The following is an 18,421-nucleotide window of genomic DNA, read 5'->3' on the forward strand; positions in this document are numbered from 1 at the left end:
GTATTTTTATATTTTATTAACTTTTCTCTCGCAGAAAAGACAATGTTCTTTGTTTTAATGGACTGCAAATATAGGGTTTTTTGCAGTACTATGCAAAAATAAATTTGAATAATTAATTATTTCCTTTGCGTCCACGTCTAGCAAAATTATATTTTGTTTCTTTGTAAGCACGTAAAACCCCAATAGCATGGCGCATAAAGCAGGATTTGTAAGTTTGGTCGGTAAACCCAATGCAGGAAAGTCGACCTTGATGAATACATTGGTTGGAGAAAAAATGTCAATCATAACCCCTAAGGCGCAAACCACTCGTCATCGTATCTTGGGAATTGTCAATGGACCTGATTATCAAATCGTGTTTTCCGATACCCCGGGGATGATCAAGCCGAATTACGACTTGCAAGAGTCTATGATGAATTTTGTACAAGGTTCATTGATTGATGCCGATTTGATTCTTCTGGTAACCGACATTAATGAGCGTTATGATGAGAGTGAAATGATTGAGCGAATTAAAAAAGCAGATGTACCCGTAGCAGTTTTGATTAATAAAATTGACAAGTCGACCGAAGAATGGGTAAATAAGAAAATCGACTTTTGGCAAGAAACGTTGAATCCCACAGCTGTTTTTGCCATATCCGCTACATTAGGGCATAATATCCAAGCGGTTCAGCAATTTATTTTGGAAAACCTTCCAGAACATCCGCCATATTATGATAAGGACACGCTTACTGATAAATCGGAACGCTTTTTTGTTTCGGAGATCATCCGTGAAAAAGTTTTCAAACTTTTTGAAAAGGAGATACCATACAGCGCTGAAGTCATCGTTAATTCCTTTAAAGAAGAAGAGCGTATCGTTCGGATCAGTGCGGAGATTATTGTCGAAAGAGATTCACAAAAGAATATTATTATCGGCAAAGGGGGGACGATGATCAAGAAGGTCGGCACCTATGCCCGGCAAGACATTGAGGAGTTTTTGCAGAAAAAAGTATTTCTAGAATTATTTGTCAAGGTCATTGCCGATTGGCGGACGAAAAAGAACTATTTAAAGCGTTTCGGGTACGACCATTAAATAGTCTGCGAGCCGGTCATCACGATTATAGATGTCCTTACGGAAATTAATTTGCCCCTGCCTATCTACGAATGCGGTGAAGTAGGTGATAAACACCGGGACCGGCTTTTCTAACGTAACATATTTCTCTTTTCCGCTATGCATAGCTTGGTCGATTGCTTCATTAGTCCACGCCGTATCTTTCCTTAGAAGAAATTGCGCCAACTTCTCGGGTTCACTCACACGAACACAGCCGTGACTAAATGCCCTAGAACTTTGGGAAAACAAGGACTTCGCTGGTGTGTCGTGTAGATAGATATTGTAAGAGTTGGGAAATAGAAACTTTACCAGGCCTAAGGAGTTGCTTGGTCCCGGTTTTTGACGAATTACCGGTAGACCTCCCCGGCGACCGGTTATTTCCATATTGTTCTGACGTAAGTAGTTCGGATTCCTATTCATAGCCGGTACTATTTCGTTTTTTACGATACTGGCTGGTACATTCCAATACGGACTGAAAACTACGTATTTAAGATCGCCGGCGAAAGTTACAGTTTCATGAAGTGTTTTCCCTACCACAACATTCGTACTCCACAATAGACTATCCGCATGATATACATGCAATTTGAACTCGGGAATATTAACCGCTAAATAATCCTCTTGAAGACTTAGTGGAAGCCAGCGACATCTTTCCATGTTAATCATAATCTGTTTGATGCGGTCTTTGGGGCTTATATTGAGTGTCGATATGGTCCCCTTGCCAATCACGCCGTCCGCCGTTAAGCCTAGTCTTGTTTGATAATGCTGAACGGCTTGAAATAATTCTTCGTCGAAGATTAACGAATTTTCATCACCATGAAAATCACCCAATAATTTCATCCGTTTTTTTATCGTTGAAATTAGGGTGGATGAATCTTGAAGTTTGTATGAAGTTCTATCTAACTCGATGGGTGGCCATTCAGGATGCTGATCGTCAAGCTCACGAAATTTTGCCAAATAGGCTTTTAGAAGTTCATATTGCCGGTAAACCGGCTCTTTAATTTCATTAATTTCTTTTGAGCCCGAAGCGAGCAAACTGTCTAAAAATTGATTATATGAGACTTTTTTTCGAGGCAAATACCATTTTAATGATTTCGAGGTGGCCTCATCCATTCCGCTCCATGCTAACTGAGCAAAATTAAAATACTGGGCGGTGAGCATAAGCTCCAAATCTAAATTGAGCTGCTCAGTTCCTTCATTGCTTCTCGTTTCCAGTAGGAGGGAGTCGAGCTCCTTCTTGTATGGCGGCGTGTTGAATACTCCTTCGTCCTTTAAGTTGGACACTCGAGCAACTAAATTTCCAGCCTGTTCAATCAATCCCTGCCCGTCGAACCATGCATAATTATAATCTCGATTCTGATAAAAGAAGATCAGATTTGAGTCCAACGAAGTAAAAAGTGGATACTCTGACAAAAACGAGTCGATGGCAGTCGAGTCAAATTGAATGATCTTTTGTTCACTGAAGTTGCCCGGGATCGTCTCATTCCAACTTTTGATCGCTTGGACCGAATCCTGCACTTCCTTGGCCTGATCGTCATTGCGACTAGAACTATCACAAGCGCTAAGACCGGCGACTAACAGAACCGCTAAGACGTTAGAAAAATATCGATAGAGATACATCATTGACGAAATAATATTCTTGGCTTTCCACTTCTCACACAGTTGAAGATACGATATATTCAACTATGATTTGAAAATGCTCATCAAAAAAATATTTTATTTTTTGATTATTGATGGAAAGGATTATCTTTGCATTCCGAAAATAGGAGATCCTATTGATTACGGAATATTATTGGCCCGTTCGTCTAGGGGTTAGGACGCCAGATTTTCATTCTGGAAACAGGGGTTCGATTCCCCTACGGGCTACAGAGACAGAAGTCAAAAGAACTTACAAGATCAAAAAACCGCCTTTAATGTGATAAAAGGCGGTTTTCGTTTTATTAGGATTCTTCGAATTCACCCATACTCAACAAGAGGAATCCGTAAAGTGCCTCCGATACGTTGGTATCCGCCCGAATATTACAGGCAACCGTTATCATTATTAATCTTTTCCAAAATCAAGCGGTCACTGACTTTGTGTTTTTTATGAGCTGAAGAACGCAAAGATAAGATTCCAGATGCCCGACGAGCACTGTAACATTTTGTGACAATATTGCAGTGTCCATGAACTATTATTCTTAACTGCCATATTTGCGGCATCTTCTTGATAAACTAGTGTTGAGCGGAGATAGCCTCCCTTTTAACGTGCCATCTAGCTTGATTATTTAAGAATTATTGGTGTATAAACTAACAATATGGCAAACATTGGCACGCTCGCATGAAGCTTGTGGCTAAGAGAGCAACTAGTAAAATTGTTATTTTAATAAAAGAAAAAAGAAATGAACGTACTTGTAATTGGAGGCGGTAACATGGGAATGACATATGCGGAAGCGATCGCCAAGTCCAATTTTTTAACAGCTGGAAGTCTAATGATTATTGATCAAAGCAAAGAAAAGCGTGATGAGCTACGTGCGACTGGCCTTTTCGAAGTTCACGATCAACTAGATACTTGCTTGTCACGAGCCGATGTGGTTTTGATAGCCGTAAAACCAGTACACGCCGCAGCTCTCATGAAAGAAATGAAACCTTTGATTTCTACAGAACAGCTGTTTGTGTCTATTATGGCTGGCGTAACCATCGACACGATCAAGCAGGGTTTAGACGCTGTGAAGGTAGTACGGGCTATGCCTAATCTACCAGCACAGGTAGGGTTGGGAATGACATCCTTCACAGGTTCAGATGAGGTATCTCGACTGGAGCTTGCTGCGATCGAGCAGTTACTCGATACAACCGGGCGCTCAATTAATCTAACTTCTGAATCTGAGATTGATGCTTCAACGGGAATATCAGGAAGTGGCCCGGCATATATTTTTTATTTTATGCAGGCAATGATGGATGCCGCGCTAAAGATGGGCTTTGATCAGCACGACGCACGTCTTTTGGTAGGACAGACATTTGCTGGTGCTGTAGAGTTGTTTAATGAGTCAACACTAAGTCCTGAAGATTGGATGGAAAGGGTTGCTTCTAAAGGTGGTACTACCCGTGCCGCACTAGACTCGATGGATGAGAACAATGTCAATGCGTTGATCCAAGAAGCTGCGTATGCAGCATTCCGCCGGGCGGAGGAACTGGGGAAACAGACAAAAGGAACGGAGGCTAAGGATGGATAGACAATCGTCTACAGGATCACCGATACGACGGGTCGTGATCAAAATTGGAACCCATGTTATTACGAATAAAGACAACCGTATTTCCGGTAAAATACTGTCGAAGCTTGTGGAACAGATTGCTTATCTTTATGAGCATGACATACATGCGGTGTTAGTGTCCTCGGGTTCCGTGATAGCGGGGAAAGAAGTTATGGGAGATCAGTTGAAAGCAACTGATAAAATTACCCGGAGACAGGTTTTCTCTGCTGTAGGGCAACCGCGAATGATGCGACACTATTATAACTTGTTTCATCATCATGGAATGCGCTGTGCTCAGGTGTTAGCAACCAAGCGTGATTTCGATTTAGGAAAACACCGTGACAATATGGTTAACTGTTATGAGGGTTTGTTAGCCGAAGGGGTCATACCCATTGCGAACGAAGATGATGCTGTATCGTTATCTATGTCGACCTTTACGGATAATGATGAACTAGCAAGCTTGGTAGCCGAATTGATCCATGCAGATATGTTGATCTTACTAACGGATACAGACGGACTGTTTAATGGGCATCCTGACGACGTAGAAAGTGAGCTGATCCCACATCTTAACGTGGACGATGAAGTTGAGCAATACGTCAAGCAGTCGAATAAAGGAGAGGCAGAAGGGCGCGGCGGTATGGCATCCAAACTACGGGTGGCTAAAGAAACAGCGCGGCGGAATATACCAACATTCATCGCTAATGGTAAAAAAGACAATATTATTACGGATATTGTCTATGGTAAAACAACGGGTACTAAAATTACCCGATAATAATAAAATAATGGAGCTATTAACTACTTCTGAAAAAAACAGTGTACTATCTTCCATGATAAGCATCATCGATGATAGTCGCGACTTAATATTGAGTGCAAATCAACAAGATCTTGATGCCTTTGGGCAGGATGATCAGGCATTATATGATCGTCTTGTTGTTGACAGCTCGAAGGTAGACGATATGATTAAGGCTGTCCAAGTTGTAATGGATCAGCCCGATCCGATTGGTCGCGTACGGTCATCGGGCGTACTAGACAATGGACTGCGTATTGAGAACAAAACTGCACCCTTTGGTACCATTCTAATTATTTATGAATCACGTCCCGATGTAACCATTGAAGCTGCGGTATTGGCTTTTAAAGCTAACAATAAAATCTTGTTGAAAGGTGGTAAAGAAGCGGTGCATACCAACCGTGTGCTCGTAGACTGCTGGCATCAAGCGCTCTCAGATAATGGATTCAGCAAAGACTGGATCCAGCTGATTACTTTGGATCGTGAAGCAACACGAGAGTTTCTGAAAAATCCTCCGGAAGCGATTGACCTGATTGTTCCTCGGGGTGGAGAGAAGCTGATTCGTTTTGTTAAGGAGCATGCAACATGTGCTGTATTGGTGAGCGGAAGGGGTAATAATTTTGCCTATATCGCTTCGGATGCCGATTGGGAGCTTGTGTTACCTGTAATCATCAATGCTAAAATGGATAAGATAAGTGCTTGTAATGCCTTGGATAAAATATTGATTGATGAGTCAACGCCCGACCTGCAAGCTAAACTGCAGCGATTGGATGCGGCTTTGCGCGAACAATCGGTGGAAATGTTAGCAGACAGTTCATTGCTAAAGCTTTTGACCGATGCAGCGCCGATCGCCGACGAGTCTGTTTGGTATGAGGAGTTTCTAGCCCCGAAAATCTGCTTCGGCGTGGTCGATGGATTAGAAACAGCTATTGACAAAATCAACCAGTATAGCGGTGGGCATTCAAATACGATTTTAACTGCTGATAAGCAAAAAGCCGATACCTTTATGGAACAGGTGGACAGTGCTGCTGTATATCATAATGCGTCTACGCGATTCACGGATGGTGGGGCTATGGGAGTCGGCGCTGAATTAGCGATCAGCACGGACAAGCTACATCATCGAGGCCCTCTCGGATTAGAGCAGTTGGTGACCAATAAGTATTATGTATACGGAGATGGACAGGTGAGATAAGTAAAGTCTCATTTTTACTTGGTATTTGGCTAGCATGGCTTCAAGAACAGATAACGTACGTTCAGCTTCACGTCTGATATATAAAACAGGCATTGTAGTGATTGGTGCCGGGCAGGCTGGTTTGTCGTCTGCATATCATTTAAAAAATATGGGATTACAGCAGGGACGAGATTTTATTGTCTTTGACGAATCTCCCAATCCGGGCGGCGCTTGGCAATACCGCTGGCCATCGTTGACACTGAGCACCGTTAATGGAATCCATGATTTGCCGGGAATGTCTTTTGCTGATACTGTTTCAGATCAGTTTGCACCAGAAGTCCATGCCAATGTAGCCGTACCGAGGTATTTCGAGTGTTATGAGAAGACCTTTGAACTATCGGTATATAGACCGGTGAAAGTTAAAGTGGTCTGCGAACGAGACGAGCGCCTTCGGGTTGAGACTGATAAAGGTTTTTTCTCGGCTCAGGGGATTATCAATGCAACCGGTACCTGGGATAAACCCTATATACCCAACTATCCGGGTGCCGAACGTTTTAAGGGAGGGCAATTGCATACCCGAGACTATAAAGAAGCAGAAGATTTTAGAGGGAAGCATGTGCTGATTGTAGGTGGGGGTATATCTGCGATTCAGTTATTGGATGAAATTTCACAAATTACGAAGACAACTTGGGTTACTCGCCGGCCGCCGGAATTCAACGAAGGTCCTTTTGATGCAGAACGAGGAAGGGAAGCTGTGGCGATGGTAGAAGATCGTGTTCGTCGCGGTTTGCCGGCCAATTCGGTTGTTTCTGTAACTGGTTTGCCAGTGACACCCACAATTATCGCCATGCGTAAGCGTGGCGTTTTAAATCGCCAGCCCATGTTCTCTGAAATTACAGAGACGGGTGTCCGTTGGGAAGATGGACACAGTCTGGATGTGGATATTATTCTTTGGTGTACGGGATTTCGAGGTTCTTTAGATCATTTAATGCCTTTGATGATAAAGGAGCCTAGCGGTGGCATTATGATGGATGGACGGTTGGCTACCCGGGTTGCAAAGGATCACCGTATTCATCTTGTAGGCTATGGCCCCTCTGCTTCAACGATTGGAGCGAACCGTGCCGGACGAGCAGCCGCACAGGAACTTACGAGATATTTAGGAATAAAGTAGATAATCACTGATGCGCAATGGTGTTCAGGCTTTGAGCTAGATTCACATAGGGGGCCTCGGCATTTTTTTCGTCTAATGGCGCGTAGAGCTCAAGGCTGGATTTCAATAAGGGTCCGTCGGCTATCTGATTGATCTCGTCTTGGTTCATTCCCGAACGATAAAACAACCAGTCTTTATAAGCAACCCGTTTTGGAATCTTCGATCCTCCAATTTGAATTTCGAGGGGAGCGAGTTTTTCATGAACGGTTCCTTGCAGCATGCTATCTATGTATAATAAGGTGATACCCTTTGCATAATAGTGCGTTAATGTCAGCGTATGCCACTGATCATCGTTTACGACAGCTCCTTGGATCGTATTTGCTCTAGGAGAGGAGTAAGTTATATCGCCTCTGTTATTGATTTTTACAGTTCCGCTTCCGTTATGATTATTCGGACCACCCGACTCAAAGGTTAGTATTTGGCCTGCTTTATTCGCTTTAAAACTAATGGACGTTGTAAAAGAGTGAACAATGTTTTCTGGAGTGAACGTAAGCAACTTTGTTTTTTGCCCACGATTTTTCATGGGAAGATACGAGCCCTTCACCCTTACTGGTAAAGGTTTACCAGCTTCCAACGCATCAAATAATGATGGAACAATGGTATAGGCCATCTCAAGGTGTCCCGAGTCGTTCGGATGCGCTCCGTCTGCCCAGTAGCCATCCATCCAGTGCCCAGCAAGATCGTCGATAGCACCAAGAAGGTTAATACTCCGCACATCCCATCGATGGATTAATAAGTTCATTTGCTTGATAAACTGGTAGTCATGTTCGTTATAATCGTTTCGGGTATAGCTGTTCGTAACAACCGGTACATAGCCATCAGACCGTGCTTTTTCGATCAGTATTTTCATGTTCTTTTCAAACTGATCAAAGACCGGCTTTCCGTGTTCGTGAATACCCTCGTTCCCTAATGCGAGTGCAAATACGACGTAGTGACCTTTTTGGGGTAGGAGATCTTTCTCGTAGCGTTTTAATACCTTTACGGTATTGTCTCCACCTATACTAATGTTTACCGTTTCCCATTGGGTGTCCGAAGCAGATGAGCGCTTTTGAAGAATGTCTGTGAATATACTTGTGTAGCCATGCTGATTAGTTGCTCCTTCTCCCTTTGGTACTGAGGAGCCGAAATAAATTATTTTTTTCGTATTCGTAATACCTTGTTCTTCTTGGCCAAATGCATTGGCTGTAAAGAAAAATAACAGGATACAAACTAACGATTTGAGTAGTTGCTTAGGCTTCATGCTCCAAATTTATTAAAATTAGATCCGCTTCAAATTCGCTTTTCGTAGCAAAAAAACCGCAATGACGGATCAGTATGTTTCTTTAAGTTAATTGTTCCGCTATACTCGTATCCTAACTTGGGGAAAAGAGCTTGAGTAGCCTTATTTTCGCTATTGGTATCCACACGTAAAATATGAATGCCTCGTTGCTTTGCGAGTTCTTCGGCATGGTTCATCATGAGTTTTGCTAGTCCCGCTCCTTGAAGATCTGGATCAACCGCGAGGCGATGAGTTACGATAGCTTCCTCTGTAATGTCCCAGCCCGCATCAACATATTCAGGGCTCTGTTCATCAGTAATCGCAATGACACCCACAAGACATGAGTCTTTGAGGCCCACCCATAGTTGATTTTTATCGATATCTTCTTGGAAAACTTCTGGATTAGGATATTCATCTGACCATTGAAAGTTGCCGTTTGACCGCATAAGGGGGACAACCTTTTTGACAATCCTCATGATGTCTTTAATGTCATTCGTTTTGGCTTTCCTAATTTCCATTAAGCAAACTTAGATAAATATTCTAGCTCTTCGAAAGGGTTTTTATCTCCTTCAGACTTACAACTTTAAAGATTTCTTGAAAAGTGAAATAAGCATTGATCATCGCACGTGCCAGCCGACTTGTTGAGATAGCAGCATAATTCTTTAAGATGCCGATGCCATTTAATGACCTGAGTGCTTTGACCATCCATTTTTCTCCTGTTCGAGTACTGTTAGGTCTGTCGATTGCACCGGGTTGGATAATGATAAGATTGTCAAACCCCAATGCTTTTACACTCTCTTCTAGCGATCCCTTCATCTTGTTGTAAAAAATCATGGATTTGCTGTCGGCACCAGCAGCTGATAATAGTACGAATGAACGGATCCCATTTTCCTTCGCAATAGCAGCAAATTTTAATTGATAATCATGGTCGACACGCCATTGTTCAGCTTTGCCGCCGGCATCTTTCAATGTTGTTCCTAAGCAGGAGAAAGCTACATCGCCTTGTACTAGTTCCTGATGTTGTTCTAATGTGTCAAAATCGACGATGACCTCCTTTAGTTTGATATGGCCGCCAAAGAATGGTCGTCTTACCAAGGCAACTATCTCGTCAAACTTAGGATCGTCTAATAATTGCTTTACTAGTTCTCGCCCTGTTGCACCAGTTCCTCCAATTACGATTGCTTTCATTCTTTAAAAATACATAAAAAGAATTGTACTTGAAATCTTCAACTACATAAGCTGATTCCTTACATAATTTTCGTTGATACAGATAAGTATTGCTATTTTTAGAGAAATTCAAGAGACAAGGCATTGCATCATATGACGCAAATGACAAATGAAATTTACATTATTTTGGATCTGATTGGGACCTTCGTGTTCGCAGTCAGTGGGGCAGTTGCCGCACGTCAACGTGGATTAGACGTATTTGGTATTTTTGCTATCGCCTTTACGACGGCGTGCGGAGGTGGGATTATCCGTGACTTGTGTATTGGTGCGATACCGCCTACTGGCTTAACTCATTTGCCCTATTTATTGACCGCCTTAGCGGCTGCCGTTATCAGCATGGCTTTTTACTCGTGGGTCAATATCTTAAATCATCCCGTTCTTATTTTTGATGCTGTAGGCTTGTCTGTCTTTGCCATTGCGGGAACTCGAAAGGTATTGGCCTTCGGCTTTAATTACGAAATGGCTATACTACTAGGCATTACGACGGCTGTCGGCGGTGGAGTGCTGAGAGATGTGTTATTAGGTCGCGTTCCCGTGATCCTGAGGCGGGAAATCTATGCATCAGCGGCAATGGTGGGGGCGGCAATCGTTGTTTTCGGGAGTCATATGAGCTATGATATTAACATCACTTCGGCTATCGCATTATTTATTTGCTTTGGAATGCGATTTATGGGGCTTCATTACCATTGGAACCTACCAACGTTCGGAATAAGAAAAAAGTAATTATAAGTGTCATCATTCGTTGGCTTCTTACGTTATAGTAAATGATTATATTTGTTGAAAGCTTCGATTATGAAATTCTTTGATCGAAACCTAAGTATGAAATCATGATACATGTGTCTTTGTTATTACCCAAAGGAGATACGAGCATTAGTAATTTGGAGGCAACCTTCAAAATGTTCACAATGGCGAATTCGTTCTTAATTGAGCAAGGTGGGGAGCCTAAGTTTAAAGTAGAGCTGATTGCGGCAAGTGATGAGCGCCGTATAAGCAATGGAATATTTACTGTTTCTCCTGATAAAATGATTTCCGACGTTATCCAAACCGACTTAATTATCATTCCCGCGATTCATGGTGATTATCGTCAAGTTGTAAAGAATAATGCGGATTTCGTGCCTTGGATTCTGGAACAATATAAAAGGGGCGCAGAAGTAGCTAGCCTCTGCATTGGTGCTTTCCTATTGGCTAGTACCGGACTTTTGAATGGTAAACGTTGCACAACGCATTGGATGGCCAGCGAAGAGTTTCAAGAAATGTTTCCTCAAGTAGAGTTGCTGAATGAAAAAATTATTACAGATGAAAATGGGATCTATACTAGTGGCGGTGCATATTCCTCCCTTAACCTAAATCTGTATCTAATAGAAAAACTTGCCGGTAGAAAAATAGCTATTCTACAATCGAAGGTTTTCGAGATTGATATTGACCGTACGAGTCAGTCTCCATTTATGATCTTTTCAGGGCAAAAAAGTCACAATGACGAAGGTGTATTGAAAGCGCAGGAGTATATTGAAGGAAATTATCAAGACAAGATTACGATTGAGATGTTATGCAACAGGCTGGCTATCGGACGTAGGACGTTTGAGCGGAGATTCAAAAAGGCTACTGGTAATACGGTTGTTGAATATGCCCAGCGTGTTAAAATGGAGGTGGCGAAAAAACAGTTTGAAGGGGGCATGCCCAATGTTAATGAAGTTATGTTTCAAGTAGGTTACTCTGATTCCAAGGCATTTCGAGAAGTGTTTAAGAAGTTTGCCGGCATGTCTCCCGTCGACTATCGAAATAAGTATCGAGAGCTAAAGCAGACTAGTCCCAATGTGCGTGTTAGCTTGCAGTAATCATTTCGATCCGTATTCATATTTATTAACATAGGTTAAGTACACATTTTTCTTTAGTAGCTACCTTTGTGCATGATCATACAAAGAGTTGATCGCCAGTTGGATTTTTGATTGACTGGCAAACAACGACGAGTGTATTTTGTTTCGAATATTGACTATAGACCAAAGTGCCTCATCAACGATATTTAATTAGGTAAACAATAAAAAAAAGAAAAATGAAAAAAGTAACACTATTCTTAGCATTCCTATTTGTGTCAGTAGGTGTGTTCGCGCAAACGACATGGACAGCTGATCCATATCATTCTAAATTAGGTTTTGAAGTGACCCACTTGGGGATCGCTGATGTTCCCGGACACTTCGGAGAATATGATGTAACCATCACGTCGTCGAAGGACGATTTTAGCGATGCCGTAGTTGAGTTGACTGTTCAGACAAAATCAGTTGATACTCGCGTTGGACAAAGAGACGATCATTTAAGAAGTGCTGACTTCTTCAACGTAGAAAAGTTTCCTACAATGACGTTTAAGAGCACATCAATTAAAAAAGCGGGTAAAAATAAATACACCCTAAAAGGTGATCTTACATTGGTTGGAGTAACAAAACCAGTGACTATGACCATGCTGTATCGTGGAACTACTGAAAATCCAAATGCGAATGGTGCGCCAGTTGCAGGTATTCAGATAACAGGTGAAATTAAGCGTTCTGATTTCAATATGGGGTCTGGCTTCCCTGCACCTATGATTAGTGATGAGGTAACTATCAAAGCTGACGGTGAATTTGGTCATAAATAATCGTCTAATAGATATTTGAGTTCTTGAAGACAGACCCATTTGAGGTCTGTCTTTTTTATGATCGGATTATTTCTTCTCCTTCTTTCATTTAGCTATTTCAATAAAAATCCGTTATTTTACGTGTCGAGGTTAGAGAAAAAACATGAAAATTCTTCACACAGCAGATTGGCATTTAGGGAAGCGTCTAGAGAAGTTTTCACGGCTAGATGAACAAAGAGACGTACTCAATGAGATTGTCGCGATTGCTGACGATGAAGATGTTGATGTTATCCTTATTGCGGGTGACCTTTTTGATAACTATAACCCGTCGACTGAAGCGGTTGAGTTATTCTACCGGACGCTCAAAAGACTCACTAAAGGAGGAAAAAGGTTGGTTGTGGCGATCGCAGGCAATCATGATTCACCGGATAGAATTGAAGCGCCAGATCCATTAGCGAAAGAGAACGGAATCCTATTTATTGGTTACCCTCACTCAACAGTGGCTCCATGCGAATTGGAGTCCGGAATATGTATTACGCGAAGCGAGCCTGGATTTATCGAAGTAAGGCTTCCAAGGCATGAAGGGAAACTACGGTTATTGCTCACTCCTTATGCCAACGAATACCGCTTACGCACATTCCTAGGAAAAGAGGATACAGAAGTTGAGTTACGCAGTATTTTAGAGAAGCAATGGGCGACACTGGCCGATACCTATTGTGACGACCAAGGGGTTAATATCTTGATGACTCATTTATTCGTGATGAAAGAAGGTACTCCTCCTCCCGACGAGCCAGAGGACGAAAAACCGATACTCCATATTGGTGGGGCACAAGCTGTATTTTCAAAAAATATTCCTCCTCAGATTCAGTATGTAGCGTTAGGGCATTTGCATCGTTATCAAAAAATAGATGATTCACCTTGCCCGGTTATTTATAGTAGTAGCCCTCTTAGCTATAGTTTCGCGGAGGCAGAACAAGATAAGTTTGTTGTCATCATCGATGCCCAGCCGGGAGAATCAGTCCAATATGAACGTAGGCGTTTAACGGCTGGACGGATCCTTCAGCGAAAACGTTTCAATCATATTGACGATGCGTTGACTTGGCTGCATGATAACCCTGATTCTCTGCTCGAGCTAACGCTGGTGAGCGATGAATATATATCGTCAGAAGATCGAAGACGGTTATTTCAGGCACATGACGGTATTATCACCTTAATCCCTGAAATTAAAAACAGGAGAGAAACAGAACAGGAAGAGCAATCTATTAATTTGCAGCAGAGTGTGGATGAGCTTTTCAAACAGTACTTTAAACATCAAACCGGGCAAGATATCAATGACGAGTTATTTGAATTGTTTAAAGAAATCAGATCAGAGCAGAGCGAAGAATGATACCTATTTCCATTGTAATTAAAGGCTTGTATTCCTATCAAGAGGAACAAATTGTTGAATTCGACAAATTGTTGGAGGGGCAACTTTTTGGGATTTTTGGTTCTGTGGGTTCTGGGAAATCCTCAATTTTGGAGGCAATCGCGTTTGCGCTTTACGGAGAAACAGAACGAATGAACCGAAACGATAATCGCAGCTATAATATGATGAATTTGAAATCAAATGAGCTGTGGATCGACTTTCAGTTTAAAAATTATGATGAGTCAATCTATCGTTTTACCGTTAGAGGGAAGCGACATGGTAAGGATTTTACGAAGGTTGGAACCTATGAAAGAAGCGCCTATAAGCTAAACGGCGAATCTTGGGAGCCCTTGGAGCTGAAGTCTGCTGAAGATGTACTGGGTTTAAGCTATGTTAATTTCCGACGCACCATCATCATTCCGCAAGGGAAATTCCAAGAGTTCCTGCAACTGGGAGATAAGGCGAGAACCGATATGTTGAAAGAAATATTCGACCTATCGAAGTACGAGTTTTTCTTTCAAACTACTTCGTTGGAAAGAAAAAATAAGGATGCTATAAATCTACTGCAGGGACAGCTTTTGCAGTTCGCAGATATTGAAAAAAGCTATTTAGATGAAAAGGAACTTAACTTAAAGCATCTAAAGAAATCGCTAGCATCTCAACAAACGGAGTTCGATGAAAAATGTAAAGAGTTCGAAAAGCTGATTTCTGTAAAAAAACAATACGACCAAAAACGAATGCTGGAGAACGCGCTCGGCGAGTTGCTGGGAATGGAAAAGAAGGTTCTAGAATCCGAAAAGACCCTACAAGAGTATGAATATTGCATTGTTCATTTTAGAGACAAACTTAACCGGAAAGAGGAACTTGAGGCATCGACAGAGCAGCGGATTAAACAAAGGGAGGCGACCGAACAACAGATTAGCGAAGGCGAGAAGTCACTCACGCTAGCTAAACAAGAATTGGCGACGTTAGAAGCAGAGTATCAGCGACAAGACGAATATAAAGATCAGATTGCTGATCTTGAATCCTGTATTCAGATGAATGGGCTGAAACGGCAACGAGTGCAGTTGAAAAACAGAAGAGAATCCGGACAGAAACATGTGGAGTCCACCAGGGCGGTGTTGGAGCAAAAAAAGAAGGAGTACGAGGCGGTCAGACAAAAAAGAAAATACCGTCAATCGGCAGTTCCGGATATGATGATGCTATCAGATATGCGGGTCTGGTATGACCAGAAGAATAGTTTGAAAAAGAATATCCTCGAGCTAACTCAGCGGTCGACGAATGAGCAAGCAGAATCCGACTTATTGCTAGATAAGATTAAAGATCAATTGTCGGATCCTATTTTGGCCGGAGTTAAAATGGGTACGACGCCTAGATATCACCTCGATGATATAAATGCATTGATAGGTTCAGTTCGAGAAGAGCAGGTTCTTGTACAAGGCCGTATCGACCAGTTTCGTTTACAAACGAAGCTAGGAGAGTTTACCGGTCTTTTAAAGAATGGAGAAGCTTGTATGCTATGCGGTTCAACCAGCCATCCTGAGATTATGGAAATTGAAGATGTGAACATGCACCTAAAGGATGAGGAGGGAAGGTTGAACCAGTTGAAACAACAGGAAACAAAGCTTGGTCGGTTCACGGCTGATCTGTCGCATTATGTTCAAGTTTTACATCGTTTAGCGAATACGATCGAGACGGTTAAACAGAAGCGAGAAATAGAGGAAGCTCTGTTGGACAAGCATCTGGAACAGTTCAAATGGACTGGCTTTTCACCTGATAGCCCACAGCAGTTAGAGGACGCGCTTAAGTCTGCCAAAGATATTCAGGCTCAAATTATTGCGGATGAAAAACTTGAACAGGAATTGGAGCAGGAGCTTATGCGGTTGCAGGAGCAATCTGCACGGTATGAAAAAGCTGTGCAAGGGTTTGAGCATGATGTCGTAAAAATAGATTCGGAATATGAAGCTCTACGAAAGAATCTTCGGCGTCTAAAGATTGACGATCACGTCAATGACGAAGATGATTATTTGAAAACAAAATCTGCCAACCTGAAACGAACAATCGAAGACAATCGTACAAAGTATGAACAGTGCGTTAAGAAGCGAGATCAGCTGTCTGGAGACCTGATAGGGCTTAAGGAACGACTGCATTTCCTCCAAAACACCATCCAAGAGTCGGAAAACAAGTCGCTCTTGCTAAGCCAAGAACTTGAGGATACACGTAAAGTTTCATCCTTTCCTGATTTTATTTCTATTCGACGGGTTTTGGATCAGCATTTGGACACCAGCTCGTTGAAAAAGGAAATTATAGATTATAGACAGAAGGTATATTCTTTTAGAGAGCAACTAGAAAACCTGGAAGCGACCTTGGGGGAAAAGGAATTTGATAAAGCTAGGTATCTTTCGCTCGAGGAATCCATTCGAGTAGATAAAACTAAACTCGAAGAGGAGCGGGCACGATATATTAAGGAGTATTCACTCTTTGAAAGGGAACAGAAGGATTTTAATAAGAAGAAGGATCTTCTTGCTTCATTGGAACACCTTGATAAGCGATCTATTAATCTTGATCTCTTAAAAAAACTATTTAAAGGGAGTGGATTTGTTAGCTATATATCGCGGGTTTATTTGCAAAACTTGTGTAAAGAGGCAAACAAAAGATTCTATAAATTGACTAATCAGCAATTACAATTGGAAGTTGATACAAACAACAACTTCCAAGTACGGGATTTTCTAAATAACGGTCGCCTTCGAAGTATCAAGACTCTTTCAGGCGGACAGACATTCCAAGCCTCTCTGTCGCTCGCTTTAGCTCTTGCAGAGAGTGTGCAACAACAAAATAAGTCGAAACAAAACTTCTTCTTTCTAGATGAAGGTTTTGGCTCGCTTGATCGGGAATCGTTACAAACGGCGTTGACTACGCTGAAGACGCTCCGTAAAGAGAACAGGGTCGTCGGAGTTATATCACACGTTGAAGATTTACAACAAGAAATCGACGTATTTCTTGTTGTTCACAAAGATGCGGTCCGCGGCAGCCTAATTTCAGGTAGTTGGATTTAAGCTTCCTTCAGCTCGCTAACTAACGTCGTAATAGTTTGCTTTGCATCCCCGAATAACATAAGACAGTTATCTGCACCAAATAGTTCATTCTCAATACCTGCATAGCCTTTACCCATACTTCGTTTACTAACGATTACGGTTTGTGCTTTTTCAACATTCAATACCGGCATTCCGAAAATCGGACTATTCGGATTGGTTTTGGCTGCCGGGTTTACAACGTCATTAGCTCCGACTACAAAAACGAGATCGGTATTTGCAAAATCATCATTGATTTCGTCCATTTCGATCAACTTATCATATGAGATATTGGCTTCAGCTAAGAGAACATTCATATGCCCTGGCATCCGACCGGCAACTGGGTGGATGGCGAAACGGACATCTACACCGTTCTTTTCACAAAGTTCACTCAATTCTCGAATGACGTGTTGTGCTTGAGCGACTGCCATTCCATATCCAGGAACAATGATCAGCGATGAAACTGAGTCAAAGATTTGCGCAGCTTCTTCCACGCCTACTTCTTTCACGACAATTTCAGAGCCATCATCTTGGGTTGCTCCGCCGGCAGAAGTTTGTCCAAACCCACCCAAGAGTACATTCACTAAAGAACGATTCATCGCTTTACACATAATTTGTGTTAGGATAATTCCTGAAGCTCCGACAAGTGCACCCGCAACAATTAAGACGTTATTGTTGAGAACAAATCCCGTCGCACAGGCTGCCATTCCAGAGTAAGAGTTTAATAGGGAGATGACAACTGGCATATCCGCGCCGCCGATAGGGATAACGATTAGGACACCTAATGCCAATGCCAACAGTCCCAATATGATCATGTAAGTTGGATTTGAAAAGTCTGTCAATGCAAAAAAGGTGATACCAACCGACAGTATGAGTAGAATGAGGTTGATGAGATGTTGACCGGTGAAAACGATTGCCCTTCCCGATATCTTCCCACTAAGTTTCATAAAGGCAATTAGCGACCCAGTGAACGTGATTCCTCCGATTAGGATACTCAAAGCTACACTAATGCCTGTGATTAAGTCGACATCGAGACCTCGCTCTTGCGTGTTTAACCAGAAGTCTGACAAGGCTATTGACAAGGAGGCCAGACCTCCGAAGCCGTTGAACATAGCTACCATTTCAGGTATTTTCGTCATTTGCACTTTGAATGCAATCACCAACCCGATCGCTGAACCAATGATTACACAAATAAGAATATCGATCAGACTGATTGCTTCCACTTGGATGACAGTCGCAAAAATTGCGATGAACATGCCGATTGAGGATACAAAATTCCCTTTACGGGCAGTTTTGGTACGACCTAGCATTTTGATGCCAGCTATAAACAATATAGAGGCGACTAAATATGATAATTGTATAATGATGTCCATTTTCTA

The 18,421-nt window shown here is 42.1% G+C and carries 15 protein-coding genes and 1 tRNA gene; 11 read left to right on the forward strand and 5 right to left on the reverse strand.

Annotated elements, in window-relative coordinates:
- The first annotated feature begins 187 nt into the window (after positions 1-187).
- Positions 188-1,066, forward strand: a complete 879-nt coding sequence (gene era, locus WKR92_RS08610) for a GTPase Era (protein WP_375557421.1) — start codon at positions 188-190, stop codon at positions 1,064-1,066.
- On the opposite strand, the gene WKR92_RS08615 is transcribed toward era, so the two are convergent.
- The gene (locus tag WKR92_RS08615) at positions 1,040-2,704 is read right to left on the reverse strand and encodes a L,D-transpeptidase family protein (protein ID WP_375557422.1); all 1,665 of its coding nucleotides are present in this window, start codon (positions 2,702-2,704) and stop codon (positions 1,040-1,042) included. The genes era and WKR92_RS08615 overlap by 27 nt on opposite strands.
- Before the next feature lie 171 nt (positions 2,705-2,875).
- On the opposite strand from WKR92_RS08615, the gene WKR92_RS08620 reads away from it, so the two are divergent.
- The 5 genes from WKR92_RS08620 (at position 2,876) to WKR92_RS08640 (ending at position 7,437) form a co-directional block, all read left to right on the forward strand.
- A tRNA-Glu gene (locus WKR92_RS08620) sits at positions 2,876-2,947 on the forward strand.
- Positions 2,948-3,459: 512 nt separating this feature from the next.
- Positions 3,460-4,290 carry a pyrroline-5-carboxylate reductase gene (gene proC, locus WKR92_RS08625; protein ID WP_375557423.1) on the forward strand — a complete coding sequence of 277 codons (831 nt, stop codon included), beginning with the start codon at positions 3,460-3,462 and terminating at the stop codon, positions 4,288-4,290.
- Positions 4,223-5,080 carry a glutamate 5-kinase gene (proB, locus tag WKR92_RS08630; protein WP_375557424.1) on the forward strand — a complete coding sequence of 286 codons (858 nt, stop codon included), beginning with the start codon at positions 4,223-4,225 and terminating at the stop codon, positions 5,078-5,080. Before proC ends, proB begins: the two co-directional genes overlap by 68 nt.
- Before the next feature lie 10 nt (positions 5,081-5,090).
- Complete coding sequence (locus WKR92_RS08635; RefSeq protein WP_375557425.1) at positions 5,091-6,287, forward strand: glutamate-5-semialdehyde dehydrogenase; 1,197 nt, start codon at positions 5,091-5,093, stop codon at positions 6,285-6,287.
- 34 nt (positions 6,288-6,321) lie between these two features.
- Complete coding sequence (locus WKR92_RS08640) at positions 6,322-7,437, forward strand: NAD(P)-binding domain-containing protein (protein ID WP_375557426.1); 1,116 nt, start codon at positions 6,322-6,324, stop codon at positions 7,435-7,437.
- A gap of 4 nt (positions 7,438-7,441) precedes the next feature.
- On the opposite strand, the gene WKR92_RS08645 is transcribed toward WKR92_RS08640, so the two are convergent.
- From WKR92_RS08645 to WKR92_RS08655, 3 genes are read right to left on the reverse strand one after another with little or no spacing between them, the layout of a single operon-like run.
- Positions 7,442-8,716 (reverse strand): SGNH/GDSL hydrolase family protein, encoded by a 1,275-nt coding sequence (locus WKR92_RS08645; RefSeq protein WP_375557427.1) that lies wholly within the window; start codon positions 8,714-8,716, stop codon positions 7,442-7,444.
- Positions 8,717-8,745: 29 nt separating this feature from the next.
- Positions 8,746-9,252, reverse strand: coding sequence for a GNAT family N-acetyltransferase (locus WKR92_RS08650; RefSeq protein WP_375557428.1), 507 nt, complete (start codon positions 9,250-9,252; stop codon positions 8,746-8,748).
- A gap of 22 nt (positions 9,253-9,274) precedes the next feature.
- Positions 9,275-9,922 carry an NAD(P)H-binding protein gene (locus WKR92_RS08655; RefSeq protein ID WP_375557429.1) on the reverse strand — a complete coding sequence of 216 codons (648 nt, stop codon included), beginning with the start codon at positions 9,920-9,922 and terminating at the stop codon, positions 9,275-9,277.
- A 141-nt stretch (positions 9,923-10,063) separates the two neighbouring features.
- Here WKR92_RS08655 and WKR92_RS08660 point away from each other — a divergent pair, with 141 nt between their 5' ends.
- The 5 genes from WKR92_RS08660 to WKR92_RS08680 all read left to right on the forward strand — a co-directional run bounded on the left by WKR92_RS08660 (position 10,064) and on the right by WKR92_RS08680 (position 17,027).
- Positions 10,064-10,684 carry a trimeric intracellular cation channel family protein gene (locus tag WKR92_RS08660; protein WP_375557430.1) on the forward strand — a complete coding sequence of 207 codons (621 nt, stop codon included), beginning with the start codon at positions 10,064-10,066 and terminating at the stop codon, positions 10,682-10,684.
- Positions 10,685-10,866: 182 nt separating this feature from the next.
- Complete coding sequence (locus tag WKR92_RS08665) at positions 10,867-11,796, forward strand: GlxA family transcriptional regulator (RefSeq protein WP_375557431.1); 930 nt, start codon at positions 10,867-10,869, stop codon at positions 11,794-11,796.
- Positions 11,797-12,011: 215 nt separating this feature from the next.
- On the forward strand, positions 12,012-12,587 hold the full coding sequence (locus tag WKR92_RS08670) for a YceI family protein (RefSeq protein WP_375557432.1): 576 nt from the start codon (positions 12,012-12,014) through the stop codon (positions 12,585-12,587).
- A gap of 142 nt (positions 12,588-12,729) precedes the next feature.
- Positions 12,730-13,953, forward strand: coding sequence for a metallophosphoesterase family protein (locus tag WKR92_RS08675; protein WP_375557433.1), 1,224 nt, complete (start codon positions 12,730-12,732; stop codon positions 13,951-13,953).
- Entirely contained in the window at positions 13,950-17,027 is a 3,078-nt protein-coding gene (locus WKR92_RS08680) for an AAA family ATPase (protein ID WP_375557434.1), read from the forward strand. Before WKR92_RS08675 ends, WKR92_RS08680 begins: the two co-directional genes overlap by 4 nt.
- Here the strand turns inward: WKR92_RS08680 and WKR92_RS08685 are convergent.
- Positions 17,024-18,415, reverse strand: a complete 1,392-nt coding sequence (locus WKR92_RS08685; protein WP_375557435.1) for an NAD(P)(+) transhydrogenase (Re/Si-specific) subunit beta — start codon at positions 18,413-18,415, stop codon at positions 17,024-17,026. The two genes, WKR92_RS08680 and WKR92_RS08685, sit on opposite strands and share 4 nt — an antisense overlap.
- Positions 18,416-18,421 lie beyond the last annotated feature (6 nt).

The sequence above is a fragment of the Albibacterium profundi genome, from assembly GCF_042159835.1.
Lineage (GTDB): Bacteria > Bacteroidota > Bacteroidia > Sphingobacteriales > Sphingobacteriaceae > Albibacterium > Albibacterium profundi.